Genomic DNA, 20,205 nt, shown 5'->3' with positions numbered 1-20,205 from the left:
TCCTCAGGAAGGAAGGTTTATTTCGAGGTGGTGTTCGATTTTGCCGTCAGGGCCATGACCGGGATCGATAAAATCCACATCAATCGACAACGTTTTGAAATCATCCAGGTCGTTCAGCTCATCCTGCTGGCGGGTGTCATCTTCTGTAAGCTCTTTCAACACAGTGAAGTCGAACTGGTAGCTCAGTTCATGCCGGTTCACATCAAGCAACGTACCACCAGCATAGGTGATCGGGTTTCCGCGTTCTTCAGGATTCCAGCCCAGGATCGCCTTAAACAGTGACTGCCGCACATCGTGAACAACATCATATGAGGCAAACTGACCACGCTCATCCCGGCCATTGCTGACAAACACAATGACGGAAAATCCTTCGGTCAAATCCTGCCAGTAATCCGTCTGGCTTTTCTGTTCGCCGGGTGAGTCGTCGCCGGGAACAACATAAGCCGCCGGCAGTTTCATCTTCCCGACTTCCGGCAAGTCCTTAAACTGCGCAGCACCCGCTACACGATTCTGGAATTCCGGGCAACGCGCCCGAAGTGCTGCAATAATCGGGACCAGTTTCATCAGCGTCGTTTCTCCGGTTTGAGTGAGAGCCGCAATTCACGCGCAAGGTAATAGCGCGTCCACGGGCTGTTTTTGTTGAGTGTCTCAACCATAAAATTATTACGTGGAGCCATGCGCCAGCCGCTACCACCAGAAGCGCCGCGATGATGACTGCGGCGGCGCTTAGCGCCCCCACGGACGCCGTAAAACAGGAATGCCGGATAGAAATCGCCCGTAATCAGCCGGTTCCCCTGCCCGTTCCGCTGGTTTGGCGCGATACGCGTCATAAAACCAGGTCGGTTCTTGCTGGCTCTCGGTACCATATAGCCAATGGATTTCGCAAGGCGACCGCTCTGGTACCCTGGATTTTCACCGGGTTCTGAACGCCCGCGTCGCATCACCAGTCGGCGCGCATCACGCATATGGCGCTGGCCGATATGAATAAACGCTCGCCGGACGCGTGCCCGGTTAAAGCGCATCTCTTTCGGCTGCTGAAAATCAACGTGAAAAAAGGGAGTCGCCATTACCATTGCCTCCGGTAGTTGCTGTCTCAACACCCAGCTCGGTACATTCAAGAAGCAGGAAACGCCGCTTACTGTTCAGGTCACGCGCGCGCTTAACGCGGTACACCTCATCTCCGTTCACCACCTCAAAATCAGACGTGATGCCACTGCGCCAGCGAAGGGTGATGTAATGGCTGATCGCATTGTCGGTTTGCGCCGTTTCCTGGTACGTGGTTGCGCTGGTCTGGACTATCTTTGCCCAGGCAAAGAATGAAACCGGGTATTCTGGTTCAGTACCGTAATCAGCCGAGGGGACATCCACCCTTTTACGCAGCTGTACCCGCTTATCCAGTTCGCCAGGATCAGGAAGTAAATACGTCGCGCTGGTTTGCGCCTGTCGGAGTTTCATAGCGGTATGAACCGATAGGGCCCGACCAGCCAGGTGAATGACTGCGGCATTTCCGTCTTTTCAACCTCAGACACCGAGGAACGATTCTCGTAAAAGTGCGTGGCCAGAAGCAGCATCCCCATCCGTATGTCATCCGTCATGACCAGACCGTCAGGATCGTTACTGGGTACGCTCGTCTCATACAGAGTACGATTCAGGAATGTCACCGTTCTGGACTCGACGGCACCACCAATCAGAGTCAGCAGCTCGTCTTCCTCGGTGTAATCTTCTTCCAGCCGAAGCTGGCGCTTAATTTCACTCAGTTCAAGCAGCATAAGAATCCTTATGCCCGCCAGATAACGGGCATAAAAAAACCGCTTTCGCGGCATCATTTGACAGTGATATGAATTACGGTGCTTTGCCCACCAGCGCTTTGATGGCCGCGGTATCTTCCAGAACGCAATCGAAGCGATGGAATGCCAGGAACGCGGTCTGATCGTATTCCGCGTAACGCTCTACCAGACGTTTCAGTGTCATGTAGGCAACGCGGCGGACGATGAAGCGGTTAAAATCACCAAGGAAGATAAACTTCTTACTGGCGGCAATGGAGTCGATCGCCTGGTCAATAACGTAAGGGATGCCCAGCACGGTTGCAGGCGTACCGCCAATAACATCAGGTAGCCACAGAGGACGTTTCTGATCGTCAACCATCTCTTCAATATACTGAAGCGTTGTATCGTTGAAAGCCCAACGGAAATTAGGCCCACCGCGATAAGCGGGGTCAAGCGCATGCTTCAGGCTGTTCATTTCCTGCCACTGGAAAGAGGCAGCGTTACCTGTAGAAACCGTACCAGTGACAGATGCAACAAGACCTTTCGGCTGGATAGGTGTGCCAACGCCAGTACCCTGCACCAGGTATTTCGCCTCGCCACGGCCAATACGCTGAGCAATACGTGAAGCCAGATAAGCTTCGATATCCACACCACTGTCCTGTAACAGTTCATTCGAGACCCGAATGGTTTTTGAGGACAATTTTTTGGCGCCAAGGGTTGCAGTACCAAAGGTTACATCACCTTCGGTAGCTGCGGTATTTTCCGCAAGAAGCTCCCCTTCTTCCGTGGTGCCATCAGACGTTGACCAGGTAATATCCTGACCCGTTGAGGTATTGAGGATTTGCGCGATGCTGGCAATACCGCCATAGGCTTTCATCGCTTCAATAATCGTGTTGCGCATCTGGGTCGGTACTGTATAACCACCTTTATCATCAGGAGAGGTACCCTGTGCGCGAATTTCTTTTACCGCCTGCCGTTCTTCAGCCGAAAGCTCATTGAAGCCATGACGAAGAAGACGATCAAATGCTGCGGCCCTACGTTCATCAGCTTTCGCATCTGGGTTCGCAGGGTCTTTGTTCTGTTGATGACGATTTTCTTTTTCATTATCGTCAACATAGTTCTGATCCTGGCGACGCAACTCGTCTTCACGGGCAATGCGCACATCAAGCGCGTCAAGCTCTGACTTTGCTGCGCTCCACTGGGTACGCTGTTCTTCAGTCCAGGTGGTATCGCCAATTTTTTCGTGCAGGGCACGCATATCACTGGCGATAGTGTTACGTTTTTGCTTCATTTCGTGCAATTTCATGGTTTTTCCTTACGCATTAAGAAGAGTCAGCAGGCGCTCGCGCCCTATACGTTGATTAATGGCTTGCGCCAGCGCGCCGCTGTCGCGCGCTTCCTGCCAGGCTTTCATGGAACGAATCCCAGAGTCGGCCTCCTGATAAGCCGGATATGTCACCGGGCTAACGTCAAAGAGACGTGAAAAACGGTTAATCTCGCGGATAACGATCCCCTCATCATCCTGGTACCAGCTCTCGCCATCATGCGCGACGCGGAAAGCAAAAGACGACTGGTTGATATCACCGCGCATCATCGGGGCCAGAACCAGATCGCGAATGGTCTGAGTATCCGGCGCCGCGATGCCATAGCGCAGGCCTTTATCATCGACGTTCACGTTTAACGTTCCTGACGAACTGCGCCCCAGAATAAAGTTAGGATCATGGTTAAACAGGCCGCGAATATCGTCACCCAGTACATCATCGAATGCGCCTGGCTTAATGATTTCGCGAAATCCCCAGAGCGGCTCAGAGCGGCTGTTAAATACCGAGCCGTAACCGATAATCCGCGTGGGTTGTTCCCCTAGCTGTTCGGCACGGACCTCACCGCTGTAACAGCGAGTCTCGCGATCACTCATCGGTTTTTTCCTCTTCGGTTTTGGGTTTCTTAAAGTCGTCCGCAGGGTTGGCAGCATTAACGCTGACAAGCATTTCATCCAGGCCGTCAACCGGGTTCATATCCTCGAAAGCGCGAGCTTCGTTGCGGCTCATCCAGCCATCGGTGATCGCAAAGTGATAGAACTGCGCGCGTTCCTGCGGAGTGCCGCGTAACAGGCCTGTGAGGTTGAAACGGACGTAATACCCGGCGGCCAGTTCGGCGCGGGTAAACAGACGGCGGTTAAGCTCCTGTTCCCAGTTCGTCACCCAGGGCATCATCGAATAACGCACAAACTGAATAGCCTGCTGCGTGATATTGCTGAAAGTGGCTTTCTCCAGGTCGTTAATCATGTGCGCCGGCACGTTGAATATCCCGGCAATCATCGAACGGTTTAGCTTTGACATGTCAATGATCTGAGCGTCAATCGGCGAGACAGTGAGCGCCCTGTAATCCAGATCGGCAGGCAGAAGCATGGTTTTGTTTTCCTGGCTACGTAGCGCCAGCGCGGCCTTCTGCCACACCTTTTTGAGCCTCTCCCACCCCTCTGATTTAATCTCGCCTTTAACCGTCACGATCCCGGCAGGACGCGCATTACCGCTGAAAAAACTCTCGGTGTACTTCTGGCCGCTCATGCCCATGCCGATCGTTTCTGCATGCTGCATCACCGGACTGAGGCCCATTTTTTGGTTATTCCCCAGCGCCCGAATGTGGATCATATCGTCAGGGCTGATAGCAAATGCCCCCTCCTCGTTATAAAGCCCGTAGGTGTACCGGCCACCAGTGTTAATCAGCGTGGTTTCCCATGGCATGCAGCAGTCCAGTGAAATAACCTCTCCGCGCCTGCTGCGCGTGACCCTGGTGTATCCATTACCCCAGCCGAGAATGTGCCGCTGCTTCAGCTCGCGCCACTTGTAGCTTGTCTGCCAGGTGTTTGGCTCGTCGTGCACCAGGTAAAATGCTGGATGATCACGCGCAGGTTCAACTTTCCCGTTGTGCTTTCGCATGACATGCAATGGCATCTGGGCAAGGTTGGAAGACAGGACATAAATGCAGGCATATACCGCGGCCAGCTTCATGGCGGTTTCAGGGCTCACGTACACATCCGCTCTGAACAGTCCGTCAGCGTCCAGCACGTCCCCCGTAATTGGTGTGGCAGGGTTCTCCAGAGATTCACTTCTGAATAAAGAATCAAGCAGCACGTGTCCCCCTTCTGGCCATCACCAGCGCGCCCACCAGCATCAGGCCGCCGGAGAACATTAACGCCGGGGCTAACCCGAACTGCAGGTAAAACCCGGCGGTGAGCAGGCCGTACCCGGCCAGCCCGATAACATCAGCAATCAGTGATTTCATAGAATTAACAGGTCATCGTCCGGATCAAGAGATGAGAGGAAATCGCCAGGCTCTTTGAGCATTGCCCGCCCGATCGTCATAATCAGCGCAACCGCGCCGTCGATTTTGTTTTCGTTCTGCTCTTTGATAGGTTTCACCACATCGTCGTTACCCGGCAGATTTTTCCCGACCACGTTACTGATACACCAGCTCATGATCGGGTTGCCGTCGTGGTGAAAGCGGCCTGACTCAATAGCGGCTTCAAGCTCTTTCATTGGGTCTGACATATTGGTGTAGTTCTGAGTGATCGTGATGGGGCTTAAATCTTCATCAGCAAGATTGTGAGAAAGGCCGGTGGCCCCGAAGGGGTCAATCGGTGATTCACTTACCGGGTTCAGTTTGTTTGCCGCTTTTGCCTCTTCGAGGATGTAGCGATAATCAACTTCAGCCCCATCGGTCACGGTCAGTAACCCCATCTCAACCCATTTTTGAAAACGTTCCGCCGTGCGGCGATCCTCATTTTTTTCCACGCTGAACACCGTGTCATAAGGCACCCAAAAACGGGGAGCAATGCAGTAAAAATGAGTTTTCCCGTCAATTTCGCGGGTGAACAGTCGCGCCATGCTGTTCATATCCAGCTTGCGGGCAAGGTCGAAACCCAGAATACACGGCTGACCTTCGAACATTTCCAGTGTCAGAGTCTTGTCCTCGCAGTTCTGCCAGGACACCAGGTTATAAAATGCCGCGCGGGCGGCAACCCAAATATTGAGGTGCTTTGTTTTGAACACGCCAGCCTGGCGGGCGTTGTTGATGGCGCGCTGCTGCTGACTAAGGAGAAAGTCGCGGTAAACCGACACCCCCATGTTCGGGTTTGCTTTCTCGAGCACCTTCGGGTCCGTCCAGTCGTCGCCTTCATCGACCGTAAAGATCACACCAAACAGTTCCTCATTCGGAACGGTTCCGTTCAGCATCTCAATAACTTCGCGGCGCTTGTCGTAACATGGCCCTTCAATATTGTATCCCGCTGTAGTGATTGCCCACATAAGCGGCTGGCGGCGTGCGCCCATCCCTGTCAGCATCGTGGTATACAACGAATCAGTCGGATGTTCGTGATATTCATCGACAATTGCGCAGTGCGGCGAAGAACCGTCGCCGGGGTTACCGATTAGCGGCTCAAAGCGTGCGCCGTCTTCAGGACGGTTGAGGTTTGAGGCATTCACCTCAATACCGAATGCCTCCACCAGCAACGGTGTACGCTTGCACATCAGGCGCGCAGGTCTGAATACTTCCCACGCCTGCTTTTCTGTTGTCGCGCCGGAGTAAACCTCGGCGCCGAACTCGTTGTCGCAGGTGAAGCAGTAAAGTGCAACACCCGCCGAGATCGCTGACTTGCCATTCTTGCGCGGGATCTCCGTGTAAACTTCGCGGAATCGACGGAGCTTTGACCCTTTTTGCACCCAGCCAAAGGCGCAGCAAATAATGAATAATTGCCAGGGTTCCAGGGTGATCGGCATCCGCTTGAAAGCCCATTCGCCCTTTGTATGGGGCAATAACTGAATAAACTTTGCCGCTTTTTCCGCCATATCTTTATCAAAGCGGTATCGGAATTTCCGGCTCTTCTCCTGTGCCATATCATCGATATGGCGCTGGCAGGCCTGAATGACATACTGGCACGCCGGGACTTTCCCCCGCACAACGTTGCGGGCGTACTGGTTCGCAGCATTTACGTTGGGGTACGATTTCCGGGTCATGAGTTGATCATCTTCAGAAATGGATTGGAGGTTTTCTTCTGACCAGCGAGGCCGATCAGGCGCTGCCGGCTACTGGGGTCAAGACCCAGCATAGAACCGGTAGAACTCATCTCCGATTCCTGTTCTTTCTTGGCGGTCAACTCAGGGTTTTTAATCTTGCCGCCCATCGCACCAACAATGGTAAGCCCTTCTTTCGCAATATTTCTCACGGCTCGCCGCCAGAATTCATAAGCGACACACCAGCGTTCAAGCACGGCAAGATCGGTAACGCAAAGCAAACCCTGACCACATAATTCTTTGGTGGTCATTTCCCACATGATGGTTGCCATAGGTAAGCCATCGTCTTCAAAAAACCATTCCGGCGCTGCCACTCCTTTAATGGGTGTGAACACCGGTTCTTCTTTATTCAGGGCGCGCTTGCCGGGATTACCAGCCAGTTCCTTGCGCGCCGTTGGCTTTGGCCGACGCCCGGAACGCCCCGCCGTTCCAGCCATAAGCGATGCTCCTGGTTAAATTTGATTTTTCGCGGGTATAAAAATACGAGGAGGCGGGCAGTCCGGAAGGCAGGGGGCTGCAGAGATTTGACCTCCCCCTCCCCCTGGCTGATACAAATGACATTCATTCTCATTTGATGTGAGGTGTCGTCTCACATCAATATGGTATTGACAATCATTATCATTTACGCCCTTCTTTCCCGGTCTTGGTGGCGTGGCATGACCAGCACAGGCTCTGGAGGTTGGAGTCGGCATCTGTACCGCCGTGAGCCTTCGCCTTGATGTGGTCCACGCAGGACGCCTGCTTCACGACTCCCTGCCGAAGATGGTTCTGACACAGCCCTTTGTCGCGCTTAAGTATCCGCTCCCGGATGACTTCCCACTTCGTCCCGTAGCCGCGCTGGTGACGGGATTGCCCTGGCTTATAGGACTTCCAGCCTTCACCTTTGTGATTTTCACAGTAGCCAGACGGGTCTGTTGTGGTGTTCCGACAGCCGCGAACGCGACAAGCCTTCGGTGTGCGCAGTGGCATATTCACTCCCCAAAAAAACGCATAGCATTATCGCAGGCACTCAGTGAATGCCTGCTGTAATGCCCATCGTGATGACCATTAAAAAAGCCACTCGAAAGTGGCCTTTGTGATGGAAATAAAAATCCGCCTTGATGCGGATGGGGAAAATCTTCAAATTTTTACAAATTCATCAATATGATAAAGGTGAATGAATTTTTCATCAGGTCCACCAAAAATCTGAGTTATCGATTCGTTGTCCCTATCAGCAACAATGATGTGCTTTTCATTTGTGCCCGGCATGAATGATGCTTTTACAACATACTTGAGGTGATGCAAGAACTGCGCGTGGAGCTCTCTTGCATCTTCAATCGGAGTGTTTTCTATAAGCTCAAAATATCGAAATGCCATTGTTACCCTCCATAAAATGAGACTTCATCATCAATGGATTTTTGTAACATGACAACACTAAAATTCAACCAACAGCCATTATCAAGCCCACCCGCAAATGGGCTTTGTAATGGCTACTATGCTGGCTGAATATCAATGAAGTACTCTTTGCCCTGCTCGAACTGCTCGAATGCTGCCGGGTTCGAGATGTGCATCTGCAACAGGCCACCAGGTGTGTACTTTGACCACGCCTTGTTTTCGGGGGTATCTGCGGTAACAGGGCTCATGTGGATTGTGCGGTGTGAATCGTCATCTGCTTTCTGAATAAAGTGGCAGCGGAATTTAGCGCGAACGGACATGTGGTTTCCTCAGTTGTTAAAAAGCCCCGCTATTGCGAGGCTCGGTGTTCTTCAATCTTCCGGATGCCAGCCTTGTCGATGTTGCACTGGCCCAGCGCTGACAACAGACTGACATTCAGATCCAAACTTTCCCCATAGGTCAGCGGGTCGGGAATGGCTGGCTGAGCCGTCTCAGAAGTCAGGTTTGCTGGTAGCGGTACCGCCGGAACCTTCACGTAAACTGTCCGCGTATTGCCGCAGCCGGTCAGCAGCTGCAGCAGGAACAGGCCGGCGAGAGCAATCATCACCCGCAACAGCCACGTTGATATATGCCTGGGTTCTCTGTGACTCCAGTGCGATCTGGTTTTTTGCATGCTGGTTGGCTCCCAGAATCATATTGGTGATGGCAACGGTTTTCAGTACGTTATCCATTACAGCGCGGTTACTGTTGTTTTCAGCCTGTAACATGCTCAGGCTGCTGTTGATGCGGGTGTTTTCATTCCAGAGCCAGGAGAAGATAACCAGCGCACCAATAGTCAGCCACCAACGCCAGTGCGCTTTCATCAGCTCAAAGGCGGTAGTAAAGGCCGTCATGCTTCGCTCACAGAACGCGATCCCGTCATGATCGGGAGCAGGCGCGTATCCTTCGGCTCATTGACCGGCCAGCGATAGCCACTGACCCGAGAGCGCGAGAAGACTCTGATATTGATGGCATCTGACTGATTACCACCCAATACCATCAGGTCACCATTTTGCTGCTGTCCGACCACAAATCCGACATGGCCGCCGCCGTCACGACTGAATACCACAACACAGCCATAGGCAGGTTCGCGAAGTTCAACGCCCCAGTTGAGGTAAGATTTTGCTGATTCAAAACGGGTGGATTTAATACCAACACGTTCAAGCATTGCGCCGACATAGGCTGCACACCACGGCGTTTCATCATCTTTAATTCCGCCTCGTTTAATGTCCTTCCAGAACTGGAGAATTAACGGGTTATGACGCGGCCCTTTTATTTCCAGTTGCCCAATATATTTTCTTGCCTCAGTAAGCCAGCGTGGATCATTTGGCATCGCTTCCTCCAAACCTGACGTTAAATACTCGCGTTGCAACAATTCGTACCTGCTCAACGCCAACGAAACCCAGCGCGCCACCGATAGCAATGGAAAGTGACTGCGGAAGACTGAAATACTCAAGTGCGGAAACAGCTGTCAGCGTCATGGCGCCACACATCAACCCTTCCAGCACCATCTTTTTCCAGCCGCCACCACCATACGCAATCCGCAGTACAGCCATCGTTACCGATAAAAGAACTGCGCCCATTGGGGTATCACCGCGCCACCAGCTATTAAGTAACTCAATTAACTCCGTCCAGGAGTGAGGGTCGTTGTGCATTTTCATGGTCTCTCACCTCCGATAGTTCGGATGGCGCTGTGTGATGAAAGGAGGATCAGGCTTCACGGGCTGATTTATCAATAGTGCGTATCGAGGATGATTCCCATGATCCTGAAAATGAAAAGGCCACCATATGGCAGCCTTAATATGAATAATTTAGTTTAGTTAGCTTGGTAAGTGTTGCTGATTGCCAATCCACTTAAACGAGTCAAAAACACCCTGAATAATACTTTGCATTTTTGATAACGATTCAGGTGAAATGTCCACTTCACCATAGTGACCATCAGACATAGTTGTTCCGAATTTGGTGCCATTCAGATTATTCAATGCTAATGCCCCTTGCGGTGCATTTATGAAGGTATTACTTATGGGCTGGAGATTTAAAGGTTTTTTCTCTCCCCCAGCGCCAAGTCCTCGAGCCCTATCTTCGAGATGTTGAGTTGAATTCCTAACCCCTCTGAGATCAGGGAAATCTTTACCTATCTGAGCGTGTAGAATTTTTATCGACTCAGGAGCATAAGGTTCATTCGAAATAACCTTTATAAACTTATCAATAGCATCAAGAGCATAAAGAAAAGATTTTGCATAGATAAAAATCACACAATGCTTGTGGCTACGTGGGATTTCACCAGAACTCCACTTTACTCGTTTAAACCGCACATCCACCTCAAATTGTAAGTTTTCAGAATACTCAAAAGTGGATAAACCTAACTCCTCACGAACTAGTGTTTCGATGGTTCTTCGTTCTTGCATTTCATTTTCCCATTGCAATTGCGAAAACCCTTGTTGTTCTACTTGATTATTTTGCTGCTGCATAAATAAATTTAATGCAACATTAGCCTCATAAAATGCAGACTCAAGATGGCTCAAAAGCCGTTCTATTCTCCAAGACCAATCTTTATCTTCACTTTCAAGCCAGTTGCCAGGTTTAGTCAACTCAAATATATACATTTGCTCAACTCACAGGATAAGGGTAAAGCAATTATATTTAATTTTATAAAAAATGTTATGGACTATGTCGCATGACAAAAAACCCGCTCATCGGCGGGTTTATAAAACTTTGGCAACATATCAAATATGCTTCAAATATGGCTTATTTTGTTGCATTTTGCAAGCGCGTTTGAAGGAGATAGTGAAATTTAGTTCACATTTCTGCCACTTTGAGGGCTTCTTCATCCTCGTAGTTTTCAAGAGACATGGCCAGCGCAGACTCATCAAGCTGGGTAAAAACGGCCTTTAACCCAGCCCAATGCCCTGAATAGACGCGCAACCACGTCGAACGGTCAACGCTAACCATACGGGCCAGCGCCGCACCAGCGTAGTCTTTATAGGTTTCATTGTTTCGGGTTGCGGCAATTTCCTGCCCTGCAAGCCATACCAGGCCGACCAGCTTCTTGACTACGCGATCCTGAAACGAGGTTTCACCCAGGCATTTCTGATAAGCATTCCAGACGTATTCACACATCATCACCTGGTGTTTATAACTCAGGTCAAAACCGTAGCAGTACCGCAACCAGGCCTGCTGGTATCCACTAAGCGCGGAAACTGACCGGCGCCAGGAAGCGGACTCAAATTCCGCATCTTTTATCGGCGGCATTGGCCTGCGGCGGCTTCGCGTTTCCAGCACATACAGTGGTGCGGACAGTGAGTTAACAAAGCGGGCCCCCTTCTCTCCCTCGAGTTCGACGAGATGAATGCCACGGCGCGGGGTGGCTTTTTTATCTGCTGGTGGGTGTTCACTGAAAGCCTCAAGCTGCCCTTTTGCTCCCCCAGAAAGGTCAGGTAGCGCGCGGCGCAATTCTATTCTTACAAAATTCAGGTCTTGTTGATTCATGCTTCTTTTCGCTCCATACACTTAAGCTTTCGCAATTACGCCGATCGCCAGCGCCCGATCCATAAAACGCAGTAGCAGCTCAAGCTGCGTACCATGCTTCTGCTCGAATGCCGGTACATCGGCGTGTAACTCGTCGTGGCACTCTCTGCACAGAGGGATCACGAAGAGGTCATGGGCTTTTGTTGCTGTACCACCCATACCGTGCCCTACGATATGGTGCGGATCATCTGCTGGCCGTCGGCAACACTCACAGGGTTGTGTTTTAACCCAGCGGGTGTACGTCTCATTTACCCAGCGGCGACGTTTTGGCCTGAGCATGAAAGACTCTGGCGACTCCGGATCAACAGAAAGCGTGAGAATCTTTTTCGCCTTCTCCTGCACGAGGCTGGTTGCTGAAGCGGAAGGCACAATGTCGCTTTCCCTCATGACTGAGCGGACCTTCTCATCCGGAAGCCGTAGCCCCTTATGCGCGACGCTTTCCGGTATAACATCAGCCAGGTCGTTCCTGACCATCCACCAGCACAGTTCCGGTAGCGTCAGGATATGCGACTCGGGAAAACCTGAATCGTGACGAATGACTTCCAGAATCCAGGATACCAGGTTTCCTGCCGCTATATCTGCAAGCTGCTCGGTATGTTGCCCGGACAGGATGTGATCGCAATGCCAGCACAGGCGAATGCTTCCTGGCTCGTGCCGCATTATTGTGAAGTTCTTGTCGTGCCATGATGAATGTGGCCACTGGCATTCAAACCGAGAACTCAACCACTGCTCAAGGGAAGGAAGCCCACCGGCACGCTGTATAACCCGTTCATTCCCGAAAACCTGCCGCATTACCGGATCATCAGCCAGCGGCTGAATGGCGGTGGGAACAGCCCCGGTACTGAATGACGCCATTTCTTCTGGTTCAGGCTCGAGCAGAACGCGACCACGCATGAAGAGGTGCATCAGTTCCGCACCGGGACGAAACAACACAATCCCCATGCGATGGGCGATTTCGGGGGTAAGCAGAGCTCTCACGCTACCTGCCCCCTGGCAATGTGTTCTGCCCACAGTCCACCAATCCAGCGCACGCCTTTAGCCGTGAAACGTGCCTGGCTGAATGCATGATTTGAGGTTACGGATGTGCCGGTTTTCACTTCAAAACGGCCCGCATCAATATGCTGATGCCGTGGGGTCATCGTTCCGCCAAGGCGATACATGATGTCGTTCTCAAGGAGGAATAACCGCAGATCGGGCTCTTTGGCCTTAAGCAGTTTTGCCACCTGGCGGAATGACATTGACCCACTGGCTGTACAGTACCGATCAACAAACTCAACCTTCGGCGCCGCGGCAGCCAGTTCGTTAGTCAACTGCTGTTTTTGTTCTGCAAGGTCAGCCGCAAGACGCAGGGCTTCAGAGAATGATTGAGGAATCGTCTGCTGCTGTGCCTGCTCAAGCTCCTGCCAGCGATCAACCAGACGCGCGGTAAACTCCGGCGACAGCTGCGCGACAACGATATAACTATCCCGCTTCCCTATCAGATAAACCGATACCGATTGATTGAGGTGATTTTTAACTTCCCCCATTGGGGGGAGTTCAATAACACCGCGCTCTGCCAGGCGTTCAATGGACCGTTTAACATGGTCATGTCGTGATTCCACCAGCTCAGCAATATCGCTGCTGGACATGGTTAACGCTGTTGTTGCTAACTGGCTCATACTTTTCTCCATATCAGGCGGCTGCACCCGCCGGTTCATATCTGCTGATCGTTATCTCTACCCGACCTTTCGGCACAACGGGTCCCCATTCCACCAGCATGCGCTTAATCTGGCTGTCATCTTCCCAGACACCCGCATGCGTCAGCGCGTCAAACAGGGCTTTGTTGTAATTATCGATATCCCGGCGGCGCGCATCCGGCGGGTACAGAGTGATTTCTACCGCTGCCAGTTCAGTCGATGGCTTCGGGAGACGTCGTAATTGCTCAATGATCGCCACGCAGGCAGCGCTTTGGTATTTACGGCCATCAGCGCTAATGAGGTGACGACCGGCCAGCGGCCCCTTGTTAGGGGCTCGCCAGTAAGTGTTCACGCTCGGAGGAAAAGGCAGGACCAGTTTCACGCGGCCTCTCCCCGCATATTGCGAACAAGTTCAGAAGCAGCAGTAATGATTTCGCTGGTGGCAGTCCGCTCCAGCCAGAGTTGATTGATGTTGGCTTTCAGCTTGTTCTGCTGTGATTCATCCAGCATGTCAGCGCCGTCTACCTGATCGAATACAATTCCAACCTCCAGCGGCCAGATACGGGACTCAGGAAGCGGATCCGCTACTGGTTTAGCTTTCTCACGGATGTGCATGCGGATCTGGCGAATATTGGACCATCTGGAAACATCCAGGCTTCCCATGGCTGCAATGAAATCAGTGCTGTTCATGCCATATTCACCAGATGCTTCAAGGGCAACAGTGCGAATACGTTCCGACATATCCAGTCGCGCAGCAGCGTCATCGAATTCAATCGACAACAGCCACTCATCCACACCGAACAAAATACTCTCACGAATAAGCAGCTTCGCTTTGTCGATCGTTAATGGTGATACCTGAGTGAATTCCGGTGCTTCGACAGAATCCGCCGCCCAGGTATGCCCAAACTTCGATTCACTAAATGTGTATTCTTCTTTATCGCCGAACGCAGCTCTAACGCATGCCCACGCCTCGACACCGCTGATATCAAAAATATCTTTCTGGGTAAGTGGCAACTCTGCTTCTGGCTTGTCAGCTACAGATGGTGTGGCAGTTGCAGGTTGAGACTTGCTGGCAGCAAATTGCGCCAAAGTCATAAACGCCCGCCCTTTTGCCTCCAGTTCTGTGCGGTTGATATAGCTGAACCGCTCACCACGCCACGACTTATCGAATACAGCTATGGCACCGGCAAAAAACGCGCTGGTGGGTTTCTGTTTTTCGTCAGCAGGTACAAACCACACAGGGAGATCGAACCCAATACGACCACGAATGAATACAATGTGATCGGCATCTTCTGGCCACCACGTTTCACTCGGCGCGGCTTTTATCAGGAATACATAGCGGCCGCCCTTCTCGCGCTGGGCTGCTGCGTAGTTCATGATGTGCGTCATGCCGGTGATCGCCTGCTTCTCGTGGTACTGCGAACGGCTATACGGAGGGTTGCCATAACCAGCGCCGCCCAGTTCTGCCAGACGTTCAGACCAGTCCTGCGTCAGCGCGTTATCTTCGGCGGTGTACCATGCCGGGCACTTCGCGTTGTCGTCGTCAGCAAACAAATCCAGAACTAATGGACCAAATAGCGCGTTGATCCCCCAAAAAAGCAGATCCGGTGTCCGCCACTGATCGCCAACTTCTTTCAATTCGTGAGCTGGTTTGCTACGCAGTGCCGCCAGCGCCTGGCAATATTTATTGGCCATCATGAACGGAACCCCGAATTTTCTGGCAGTGAGTAATCAACACTCTGGAAGTTTGCGCGGCTGGCTGAGTTAGTCTCCCATTTGCCGTTAACGCGTTCAGGCCGGCCAGCACTGGACCATTTGGTCGCGCTTTGCAGGTAACCAGGGAAGTTTTTTGGAATGAACAGAGTTGCCGGGCGGAGGTATTGCGCCTGCTCGCTATCACGCCAATCGGCGTTTTTGTAATCCACTACCAGGCACAGGTCATCAACCGTGAATTGTTCCCGAAGACGGGCGCGAATATTCTCCAGCGACGTGCTGCATACCTGGTAGCGTGAGCCAGTAGTCTGATTCAGGTAAGACAAAACCTGTCTGGCCTGATCAGTAATCACAACCTCAGGGTCGGGTTGCGCCGCAACCGGACAAGAGGGTTTTGAAGTTACTTGTGGATCTTGTTTTGATTTTACTGACGGATCCCCGCCAGATTCTGACGGGTCAAAACCACCGTTTTTGCCAGATTTCGACGGGTCAGTTTTTGAGGCGTCAAATTTTGATGCGTCAGATTTTGACGTGTCAGAATCTGACAGTTGAGAAAATGCGGCAGTCTGAAGTTTCGCCACATTCAGCCGATACACGTTCGAAGCATTACGGTTACCATTACGGCGCTGTGTACGTGTGAGCCAGCCATCTTTTTCAAGCTTTGCGATTGCCGTTCTGATAGTGCTCGGGCCTGCGCCAAGCTGGCGAGCAATAGTTTCAATTGACGGCCAGCACACACCTTCATCGCTGCTGAAGTCAGCAAGGCGAGCCATGATCGCAACACTGGACAACTTCATGCCCGACGCTGCGCAACCATCCCATACGTAGCCGGTTAATTTAGTGCTCATGATCGTCCGTTATCTCCCTGAACTTTTGCCTGAAATGCTCAAGTGGACTGAAGCATTCGTGTGGATAGCCATCTCGCAGGTAGATAACGCGCTGTGTTTCTGGCTCCCAGCGGATAACACGGACTGGCACTCCGCGGTGATCTTTGAACCTTCGGTTAAGTTCGCGCACAGGCGTTTTGCCCTCCGATAGTAGACCCCCACAATTACGGCAGCCTGGCTGTGGTTACATGACACCCAGCGATTTGATACTTTGCATTCATACCGAAACAGCGGAAGACCCGGCACCGGGATCATTCGTAGTTGCGGTAAGTGAGGATTTACGATTAAATTGCTCATGCGGATTATTTCTCCATACTCGAAGAGTTGTTCGCCAAGGCGCCCGGAGCTGCACACTCGCGGGCGTCACACTTTTCAGCGACACAAAAAACTCGATAAAGAAGCGCTACGTGCTCCTGGAACTTCGCGATAACCTGATAGCTGTTTTCCTCAATCTGAGCGCGCTCATCTGCGTCAATCACCCCATCAGCCGTGGCTTTGCGTACAAAAGTAGAATGACGGCCTATCCATTCGATGGACTCCATCAGGCGCTGGTTGATATCGGCGTTATCCAGATCATTAACATCTGCCAGCGGTACAAATACGCCCTGAGAATGGCGCGCAACGGCATCAGCGATATGAGTTGAACCACCAGCACGTTGTAAAACCATTGCCCAGCCCAGTGGGAAGATCTGGTCGCCGTCAACACGAAGGCGGTTAAACAATGCGTTCTCTGTCACCCCCAACCATTCCGCCGCCTCAGCATATCCACCAGGCAGATCGGTAATCGTTTTTTTAATCGCTACCACCAGCCAGGAAGGCTGACGTTCGACTTTCCAATTAGGTTCGTTACCCACGGTTTATTCCTTTTTCCTGTGGTTTGAGTTTTACTGAAGCTTCGCTACGCTTTTCGTAAAGGTCGGGATGGAAAACCAATTTCCCCCCAGTCCGATAGGCTGCTTCTGCTGCACGTCCTTTCGGGATTAGGCGACCAGTTCTATTACGCCACTGGTAAACGGCCTCGCTTGTGATTCCAAAAAATTCGGCAACTTTCTCAGTACTGCCGAAGTAGTTTTCAATGTCATCGGTTGTCATAATGTCTCCTTAGCTAAGTTTGATTAGATATTAATAACCAATCTAACTTTGGTCAATAAAAACTAAGATTGCTTAGCCTTTTAATTTTTTTATGGTGTTCAAATGGAAACTGTCGGTCAGCGCATCAAAGCTCTCAGGCGCGTAACCAAAACTTCGCAGAAAGAACTGGGTAAGTTCTGTGGTGTTAGCGATGTGGCGGTTGGGTATTGGGAAAAAGACATTAATGTGCCAGGCGGTGAGTCACTTTCGAAACTTGCAAAGTATTTCAATACTTCAATTGATTACATACTCTATGGCACTGAATTCGAAGGAAATCTGATAACCAAGATGCGAAGGATTCCGGTGATATCTTGGGTTCAGGCTGGACAGTTTACAGAATGTAAAGCAGCAGAAGTTTTCAGTGAAGTAGATAAGTGGGTAGAAACATCACTCAGGATAGGTGATAGCTCCTTTGCATTGGAGGTCAAAGGTGATTCGATGACAAACCCTAATGGTCTTCCGACAATCCCTGAAGGGGCAACAGTCATAGTGGACCCTGATGCAGAGCCACTTAATGGAAAGATAGTCGTAGCCAGACTTGATGGGACAAACGAGGCTACTGTAAAAAAACTAGTCATCGATGGGCCTCAAAAGTTCTTAGTTCCCTTAAACCCACGCTATCCAAACATTTCAATAAACGGTAATTGCCTGATCATCGGAGTTGTCAAAGGCGTTCAGTACGAGCTTTAACCCACCTCTAACCTTCCTCTTAACATCAAGCTAAGAATAGTTGGTGTTTTTTCTTGATCTAAAAGCTAAGTTAAGTTAGATTTCATTCATCAGCAGCGAACAGGCAGGACGCCCACGAAGTAGCCGCCGGTGGCATATGAATAACCGGATGATTCGCAGGTAACAAAAAAGCGCCCTGATGGACGCTTCGTTCTTTAACAATCTGGACATTCTGATTACAGGTAGACGAGCTAACGGGTATTCAAGCAGTACATGGTTCTCCAGTAACTTTTTGAACAAACTGGCAAAGCACAATTTTGCCCTCATCAATTGAATCAAAAAGTTCTGAGTGATAAACGCCATCAGTTCGCTTACGAAAAAGATACTCAAATTCAGGTTTGACGCTTCTAGATGTCAGGCGTTTCAAAGTATCCATATCGCAGCGGAATTTGAATTGCTTGCCTGCTCTTTGAAGCATGTGCACACCCGTGGATGTATTACCTTTATTTCTAATTAGTGAAACCATGGTCGATGTGCCTTTGTAATTGAATTGGCTGATGATTGACCATCTGATCAATCTACCTCGAATGTCCAGATTAACCGAATCCTTGTAGTTGGGGAATAGCAGGATCCACTGCGCCTGATGTGGTTAAAAGCAGGCCAAAGCAATAACAAGTAACTCCCTGTTCCGGCGGCCCGGTGTTTTCCCGTTTGTCCGGTAACCGCCAGCCTTTTTCAGGCACAATAGGTAAGAGCATTCCCGCCACACGAGGCTGAAACCCAAGCGCCATGTGGATGCGCCGAAAAGCTATGACGGGGCGTTGGTAGAAGATCGGAGTGCTCTTTCCGATGAGTATGGAGAAAGTTCGGCGGTGGCAGCCGCCTTAACGAGGGTTAAACCATGAGTAATGACCGCATGACCGTAGTGCCAGATTTTCTTGGCGAACTGGATGCCGGCGTGTTCATGAACAAAATCGCGGCAGCACTTAATACCACCGCGCTTGGCGTTCTGAACAACGGCAACAAAGGCAAAGTAGTCCTCACATTTGATTTTGAGCGTATGGGTAATTCCGTTGAAGAGAAGCGCGTGAAGATCAAGCACAAGCTGAACTACAGCACCCCGACACCGCGTGGTAAAGCCTCCGAAGAGGACACAACCGAAACCCCTATGTGGGTTAACAAAGGTGGGAAGCTCACCATCCTGCAGGAAGACCAAGGCAACTTGTTTACCCTCGGCGGGGATCCGGACGGAAAGTTACGCGCGGCGAAATAAGCCGCGCTTGATAGCCCATAATTTCAGTTTTTCTACATCTATCTTTAAGGAGTTTTTATGTCTCAGTTAGACAGCGGTACCTTCAAGCAGGTCAAAGACCTGGTTCTTTCCGGTTATCACCTGAATGATATTCATGGCCTGGCTTGCCCGACCGCATTACTGCCAGAGGGGACTGGCGTTGAAAGCCTCGAGCGCTTTTCTCTGGAACGTTTCCGCTTTCGCGGCGCAATGACCACAACCAGTATTGACGACTTCGCACGTTATTCTAAAGGCTATGCCAGCGAAAATGAGCCAGCTCGTTGCTTCATTGACGCTGATAACATGACCGCCCGTTCAGTGTTCAACATCGGCACCCTAGATAATCCCGGCCACGCCGATAACGTTGCTTCAATCACCCTGAAGAAAACCGCCCCGTTCCGCGCGCTACTGCAAATCGACGGTCAACGTCTGAAGCAAAAGCAAATCGCCGAATGGCTGGAAGACTGGAGCGATTACCTTCTGGCGTTTGATGCTGATGGCAATACGATGCAGATTTCCCAAGCGGCTCAGGCTGTGCGTCGTATCACTATTCAGCAAGCAACTCAGCAGGACCATGAAACTGGTGATTTCGCTGGTAAAAAATCGCTGATGCAAAGTGTTGAAGCAAGCAGCAAAGACGTAATGCCTGTGGCGTTCGAGTTCAAATGTGTGCCGTATGAAGGTCTGGGTGAACGCCGCTTTAGCTTGCGTAACAGCCTGCTAACCAGCGATGAACCCTGCTTTGTTCTGCGCATCGTCCAACTTGAAGCCCAGGAAGAAGAGATCGCCAACGAATTCCGCGACTTGCTGATCAGCAAGTTCGACGGTGAATCAGTGGAAACTTTCATCGGTAACTTTAAAGCGTAACGCCTCAGCATTAAAGCCCCGGCACCGCGGGGCCTAATTTTCGAAAAGATGGGTGGGTGCGGGTAGCCCCCGCAACCGAGACGAGATTTCAAATGTTGTAAAATTGGTAGACCAACCAAGCAAACATTGCTAGGTGATAGATTGCTTTAAATACAAGCATTAGCGCCATGTTTAAACCCCTTATAACGGGGC

The 20,205-nt window shown here is 51.1% G+C and carries 31 protein-coding genes; 3 read left to right on the top strand and 28 right to left on the bottom strand.

Annotated elements, in window-relative coordinates; all coding sequences use genetic code 11:
• Window positions 1–3: 3 nt before the first annotated feature.
• The 27 genes from IB214_RS05645 to IB214_RS05515 form a co-directional block, all read right to left on the bottom strand.
• The gene (locus IB214_RS05645; RefSeq protein WP_117343986.1) at window positions 4–564 is read right to left on the bottom strand and encodes a hypothetical protein; all 561 of its coding nucleotides are present in this window, start codon (window positions 562–564) and stop codon (window positions 4–6) included.
• Window positions 564–1,067: a hypothetical protein gene (locus IB214_RS05640; protein ID WP_117343985.1), complete on the bottom strand. Its 504-nt coding sequence runs from the start codon at window positions 1,065–1,067 to the stop codon at window positions 564–566. The genes IB214_RS05645 and IB214_RS05640 overlap by 1 nt, the downstream gene beginning before the upstream one ends.
• Window positions 1,042–1,455 (bottom strand): phage head closure protein, encoded by a 414-nt coding sequence (locus IB214_RS05635; RefSeq protein ID WP_117343984.1) that lies wholly within the window; start codon window positions 1,453–1,455, stop codon window positions 1,042–1,044. The genes IB214_RS05640 and IB214_RS05635 overlap by 26 nt, the downstream gene beginning before the upstream one ends.
• Window positions 1,452–1,769 carry a head-tail connector protein gene (locus IB214_RS05630; protein WP_117343983.1) on the bottom strand — a complete coding sequence of 106 codons (318 nt, stop codon included), beginning with the start codon at window positions 1,767–1,769 and terminating at the stop codon, window positions 1,452–1,454. Before IB214_RS05630 ends, IB214_RS05635 begins: the two co-directional genes overlap by 4 nt.
• Before the next feature lie 73 nt (window positions 1,770–1,842).
• Window positions 1,843–3,072 carry a phage major capsid protein gene (locus tag IB214_RS05625; protein WP_117343982.1) on the bottom strand — a complete coding sequence of 410 codons (1,230 nt, stop codon included), beginning with the start codon at window positions 3,070–3,072 and terminating at the stop codon, window positions 1,843–1,845.
• A gap of 9 nt (window positions 3,073–3,081) precedes the next feature.
• Entirely contained in the window at window positions 3,082–3,681 is a 600-nt protein-coding gene (locus tag IB214_RS05620) for an HK97 family phage prohead protease (protein WP_117343981.1), read from the bottom strand.
• Entirely contained in the window at window positions 3,674–4,900 is a 1,227-nt protein-coding gene (locus IB214_RS05615) for a phage portal protein (protein WP_117343980.1), read from the bottom strand. Before IB214_RS05615 ends, IB214_RS05620 begins: the two co-directional genes overlap by 8 nt.
• Window positions 4,890–5,051 (bottom strand): hypothetical protein, encoded by a 162-nt coding sequence (locus IB214_RS05610; RefSeq protein WP_164496628.1) that lies wholly within the window; start codon window positions 5,049–5,051, stop codon window positions 4,890–4,892. Before IB214_RS05610 ends, IB214_RS05615 begins: the two co-directional genes overlap by 11 nt.
• Entirely contained in the window at window positions 5,048–6,781 is a 1,734-nt protein-coding gene (locus tag IB214_RS05605; RefSeq protein ID WP_117343979.1) for a terminase large subunit, read from the bottom strand. Before IB214_RS05605 ends, IB214_RS05610 begins: the two co-directional genes overlap by 4 nt.
• Window positions 6,778–7,275, bottom strand: coding sequence for a phage terminase small subunit P27 family (locus IB214_RS05600; RefSeq protein WP_086550250.1), 498 nt, complete (start codon window positions 7,273–7,275; stop codon window positions 6,778–6,780). Before IB214_RS05600 ends, IB214_RS05605 begins: the two co-directional genes overlap by 4 nt.
• Window positions 7,276–7,456: 181 nt before the next feature.
• Window positions 7,457–7,807 carry an HNH endonuclease gene (locus tag IB214_RS05595; protein WP_117343977.1) on the bottom strand — a complete coding sequence of 117 codons (351 nt, stop codon included), beginning with the start codon at window positions 7,805–7,807 and terminating at the stop codon, window positions 7,457–7,459.
• A 150-nt stretch (window positions 7,808–7,957) separates the two neighbouring features.
• Entirely contained in the window at window positions 7,958–8,194 is a 237-nt protein-coding gene (locus IB214_RS05590) for a hypothetical protein (protein WP_053389892.1), read from the bottom strand.
• A gap of 116 nt (window positions 8,195–8,310) precedes the next feature.
• A complete protein-coding gene (locus IB214_RS05585) occupies window positions 8,311–8,532 on the bottom strand; it encodes a hypothetical protein (protein WP_117343976.1) in 222 nt (73 codons plus the stop codon).
• 29 nt (window positions 8,533–8,561) lie between these two features.
• Window positions 8,562–8,819 (bottom strand): peptidase, encoded by a 258-nt coding sequence (locus tag IB214_RS05580; RefSeq protein WP_244207871.1) that lies wholly within the window; start codon window positions 8,817–8,819, stop codon window positions 8,562–8,564.
• Window positions 8,704–9,105, bottom strand: coding sequence for a DUF2570 domain-containing protein (locus tag IB214_RS05575; protein WP_161959049.1), 402 nt, complete (start codon window positions 9,103–9,105; stop codon window positions 8,704–8,706). Before IB214_RS05575 ends, IB214_RS05580 begins: the two co-directional genes overlap by 116 nt.
• Window positions 9,102–9,584, bottom strand: a complete 483-nt coding sequence (locus tag IB214_RS05570) for a TIGR02594 family protein (RefSeq protein WP_117343974.1) — start codon at window positions 9,582–9,584, stop codon at window positions 9,102–9,104. Before IB214_RS05570 ends, IB214_RS05575 begins: the two co-directional genes overlap by 4 nt.
• The gene (locus IB214_RS05565; RefSeq protein WP_117343973.1) at window positions 9,574–9,912 is read right to left on the bottom strand and encodes a phage holin, lambda family; all 339 of its coding nucleotides are present in this window, start codon (window positions 9,910–9,912) and stop codon (window positions 9,574–9,576) included. Before IB214_RS05565 ends, IB214_RS05570 begins: the two co-directional genes overlap by 11 nt.
• Before the next feature lie 159 nt (window positions 9,913–10,071).
• Window positions 10,072–10,857 (bottom strand): hypothetical protein, encoded by a 786-nt coding sequence (locus IB214_RS05560; protein ID WP_117343972.1) that lies wholly within the window; start codon window positions 10,855–10,857, stop codon window positions 10,072–10,074.
• 193 nt (window positions 10,858–11,050) lie between these two features.
• Window positions 11,051–11,740 carry a bacteriophage antitermination protein Q gene (locus tag IB214_RS05555; protein WP_117343971.1) on the bottom strand — a complete coding sequence of 230 codons (690 nt, stop codon included), beginning with the start codon at window positions 11,738–11,740 and terminating at the stop codon, window positions 11,051–11,053.
• A gap of 21 nt (window positions 11,741–11,761) precedes the next feature.
• The gene (locus IB214_RS05550) at window positions 11,762–12,757 is read right to left on the bottom strand and encodes a DUF968 domain-containing protein (RefSeq protein WP_117343970.1); all 996 of its coding nucleotides are present in this window, start codon (window positions 12,755–12,757) and stop codon (window positions 11,762–11,764) included.
• Window positions 12,754–13,437, bottom strand: a complete 684-nt coding sequence (locus IB214_RS05545; protein WP_065944768.1) for a DNA-binding protein — start codon at window positions 13,435–13,437, stop codon at window positions 12,754–12,756. The genes IB214_RS05550 and IB214_RS05545 overlap by 4 nt, the downstream gene beginning before the upstream one ends.
• Window positions 13,438–13,450: 13 nt before the next feature.
• Window positions 13,451–13,837, bottom strand: a complete 387-nt coding sequence (locus tag IB214_RS05540) for a RusA family crossover junction endodeoxyribonuclease (protein WP_003034741.1) — start codon at window positions 13,835–13,837, stop codon at window positions 13,451–13,453.
• Window positions 13,834–15,153, bottom strand: coding sequence for a phage N-6-adenine-methyltransferase (locus IB214_RS05535; RefSeq protein ID WP_117343969.1), 1,320 nt, complete (start codon window positions 15,151–15,153; stop codon window positions 13,834–13,836). Before IB214_RS05535 ends, IB214_RS05540 begins: the two co-directional genes overlap by 4 nt.
• Window positions 15,150–16,016, bottom strand: a complete 867-nt coding sequence (locus IB214_RS05530) for a conserved phage C-terminal domain-containing protein (RefSeq protein ID WP_096035031.1) — start codon at window positions 16,014–16,016, stop codon at window positions 15,150–15,152. Before IB214_RS05530 ends, IB214_RS05535 begins: the two co-directional genes overlap by 4 nt.
• A complete protein-coding gene (locus tag IB214_RS05525) occupies window positions 16,006–16,185 on the bottom strand; it encodes a DUF4222 domain-containing protein (RefSeq protein ID WP_003034732.1) in 180 nt (59 codons plus the stop codon). The genes IB214_RS05530 and IB214_RS05525 overlap by 11 nt, the downstream gene beginning before the upstream one ends.
• 172 nt (window positions 16,186–16,357) lie before the next feature.
• Window positions 16,358–16,909: a YmfL family putative regulatory protein gene (locus tag IB214_RS05520; protein ID WP_117343968.1), complete on the bottom strand. Its 552-nt coding sequence runs from the start codon at window positions 16,907–16,909 to the stop codon at window positions 16,358–16,360.
• The gene (locus IB214_RS05515; RefSeq protein WP_000205493.1) at window positions 16,902–17,147 is read right to left on the bottom strand and encodes a Cro/CI family transcriptional regulator; all 246 of its coding nucleotides are present in this window, start codon (window positions 17,145–17,147) and stop codon (window positions 16,902–16,904) included. The genes IB214_RS05520 and IB214_RS05515 overlap by 8 nt, the downstream gene beginning before the upstream one ends.
• A gap of 102 nt (window positions 17,148–17,249) precedes the next feature.
• On the opposite strand from IB214_RS05515, the gene IB214_RS05510 reads away from it, so the two are divergent.
• On the top strand, window positions 17,250–17,876 hold the full coding sequence (locus tag IB214_RS05510) for a LexA family transcriptional regulator (RefSeq protein WP_048217445.1): 627 nt from the start codon (window positions 17,250–17,252) through the stop codon (window positions 17,874–17,876).
• A gap of 241 nt (window positions 17,877–18,117) precedes the next feature.
• On the opposite strand, the gene IB214_RS05505 is transcribed toward IB214_RS05510, so the two are convergent.
• Window positions 18,118–18,381, bottom strand: coding sequence for a hypothetical protein (locus IB214_RS05505; RefSeq protein WP_117343967.1), 264 nt, complete (start codon window positions 18,379–18,381; stop codon window positions 18,118–18,120).
• Between the two features lie 375 nt (window positions 18,382–18,756).
• On the opposite strand from IB214_RS05505, the gene IB214_RS05500 reads away from it, so the two are divergent.
• Window positions 18,757–19,128, top strand: a complete 372-nt coding sequence (locus tag IB214_RS05500) for a hypothetical protein (protein WP_044691226.1) — start codon at window positions 18,757–18,759, stop codon at window positions 19,126–19,128.
• A 57-nt stretch (window positions 19,129–19,185) separates the two neighbouring features.
• Window positions 19,186–20,013, top strand: coding sequence for a DUF2303 family protein (locus IB214_RS05495; protein ID WP_117343966.1), 828 nt, complete (start codon window positions 19,186–19,188; stop codon window positions 20,011–20,013).
• Window positions 20,014–20,205: the final 192 nt, after the last annotated feature.

The organism is Citrobacter sp. C1 (assembly GCF_014596895.2).
In the GTDB taxonomy this organism is placed as follows: Bacteria; Pseudomonadota; Gammaproteobacteria; order Enterobacterales; family Enterobacteriaceae; genus Citrobacter; species Citrobacter gillenii.
Note: the sequence above shows the minus strand (reverse complement) of the source record. Positions and strands in the feature narration are given on the sequence as shown.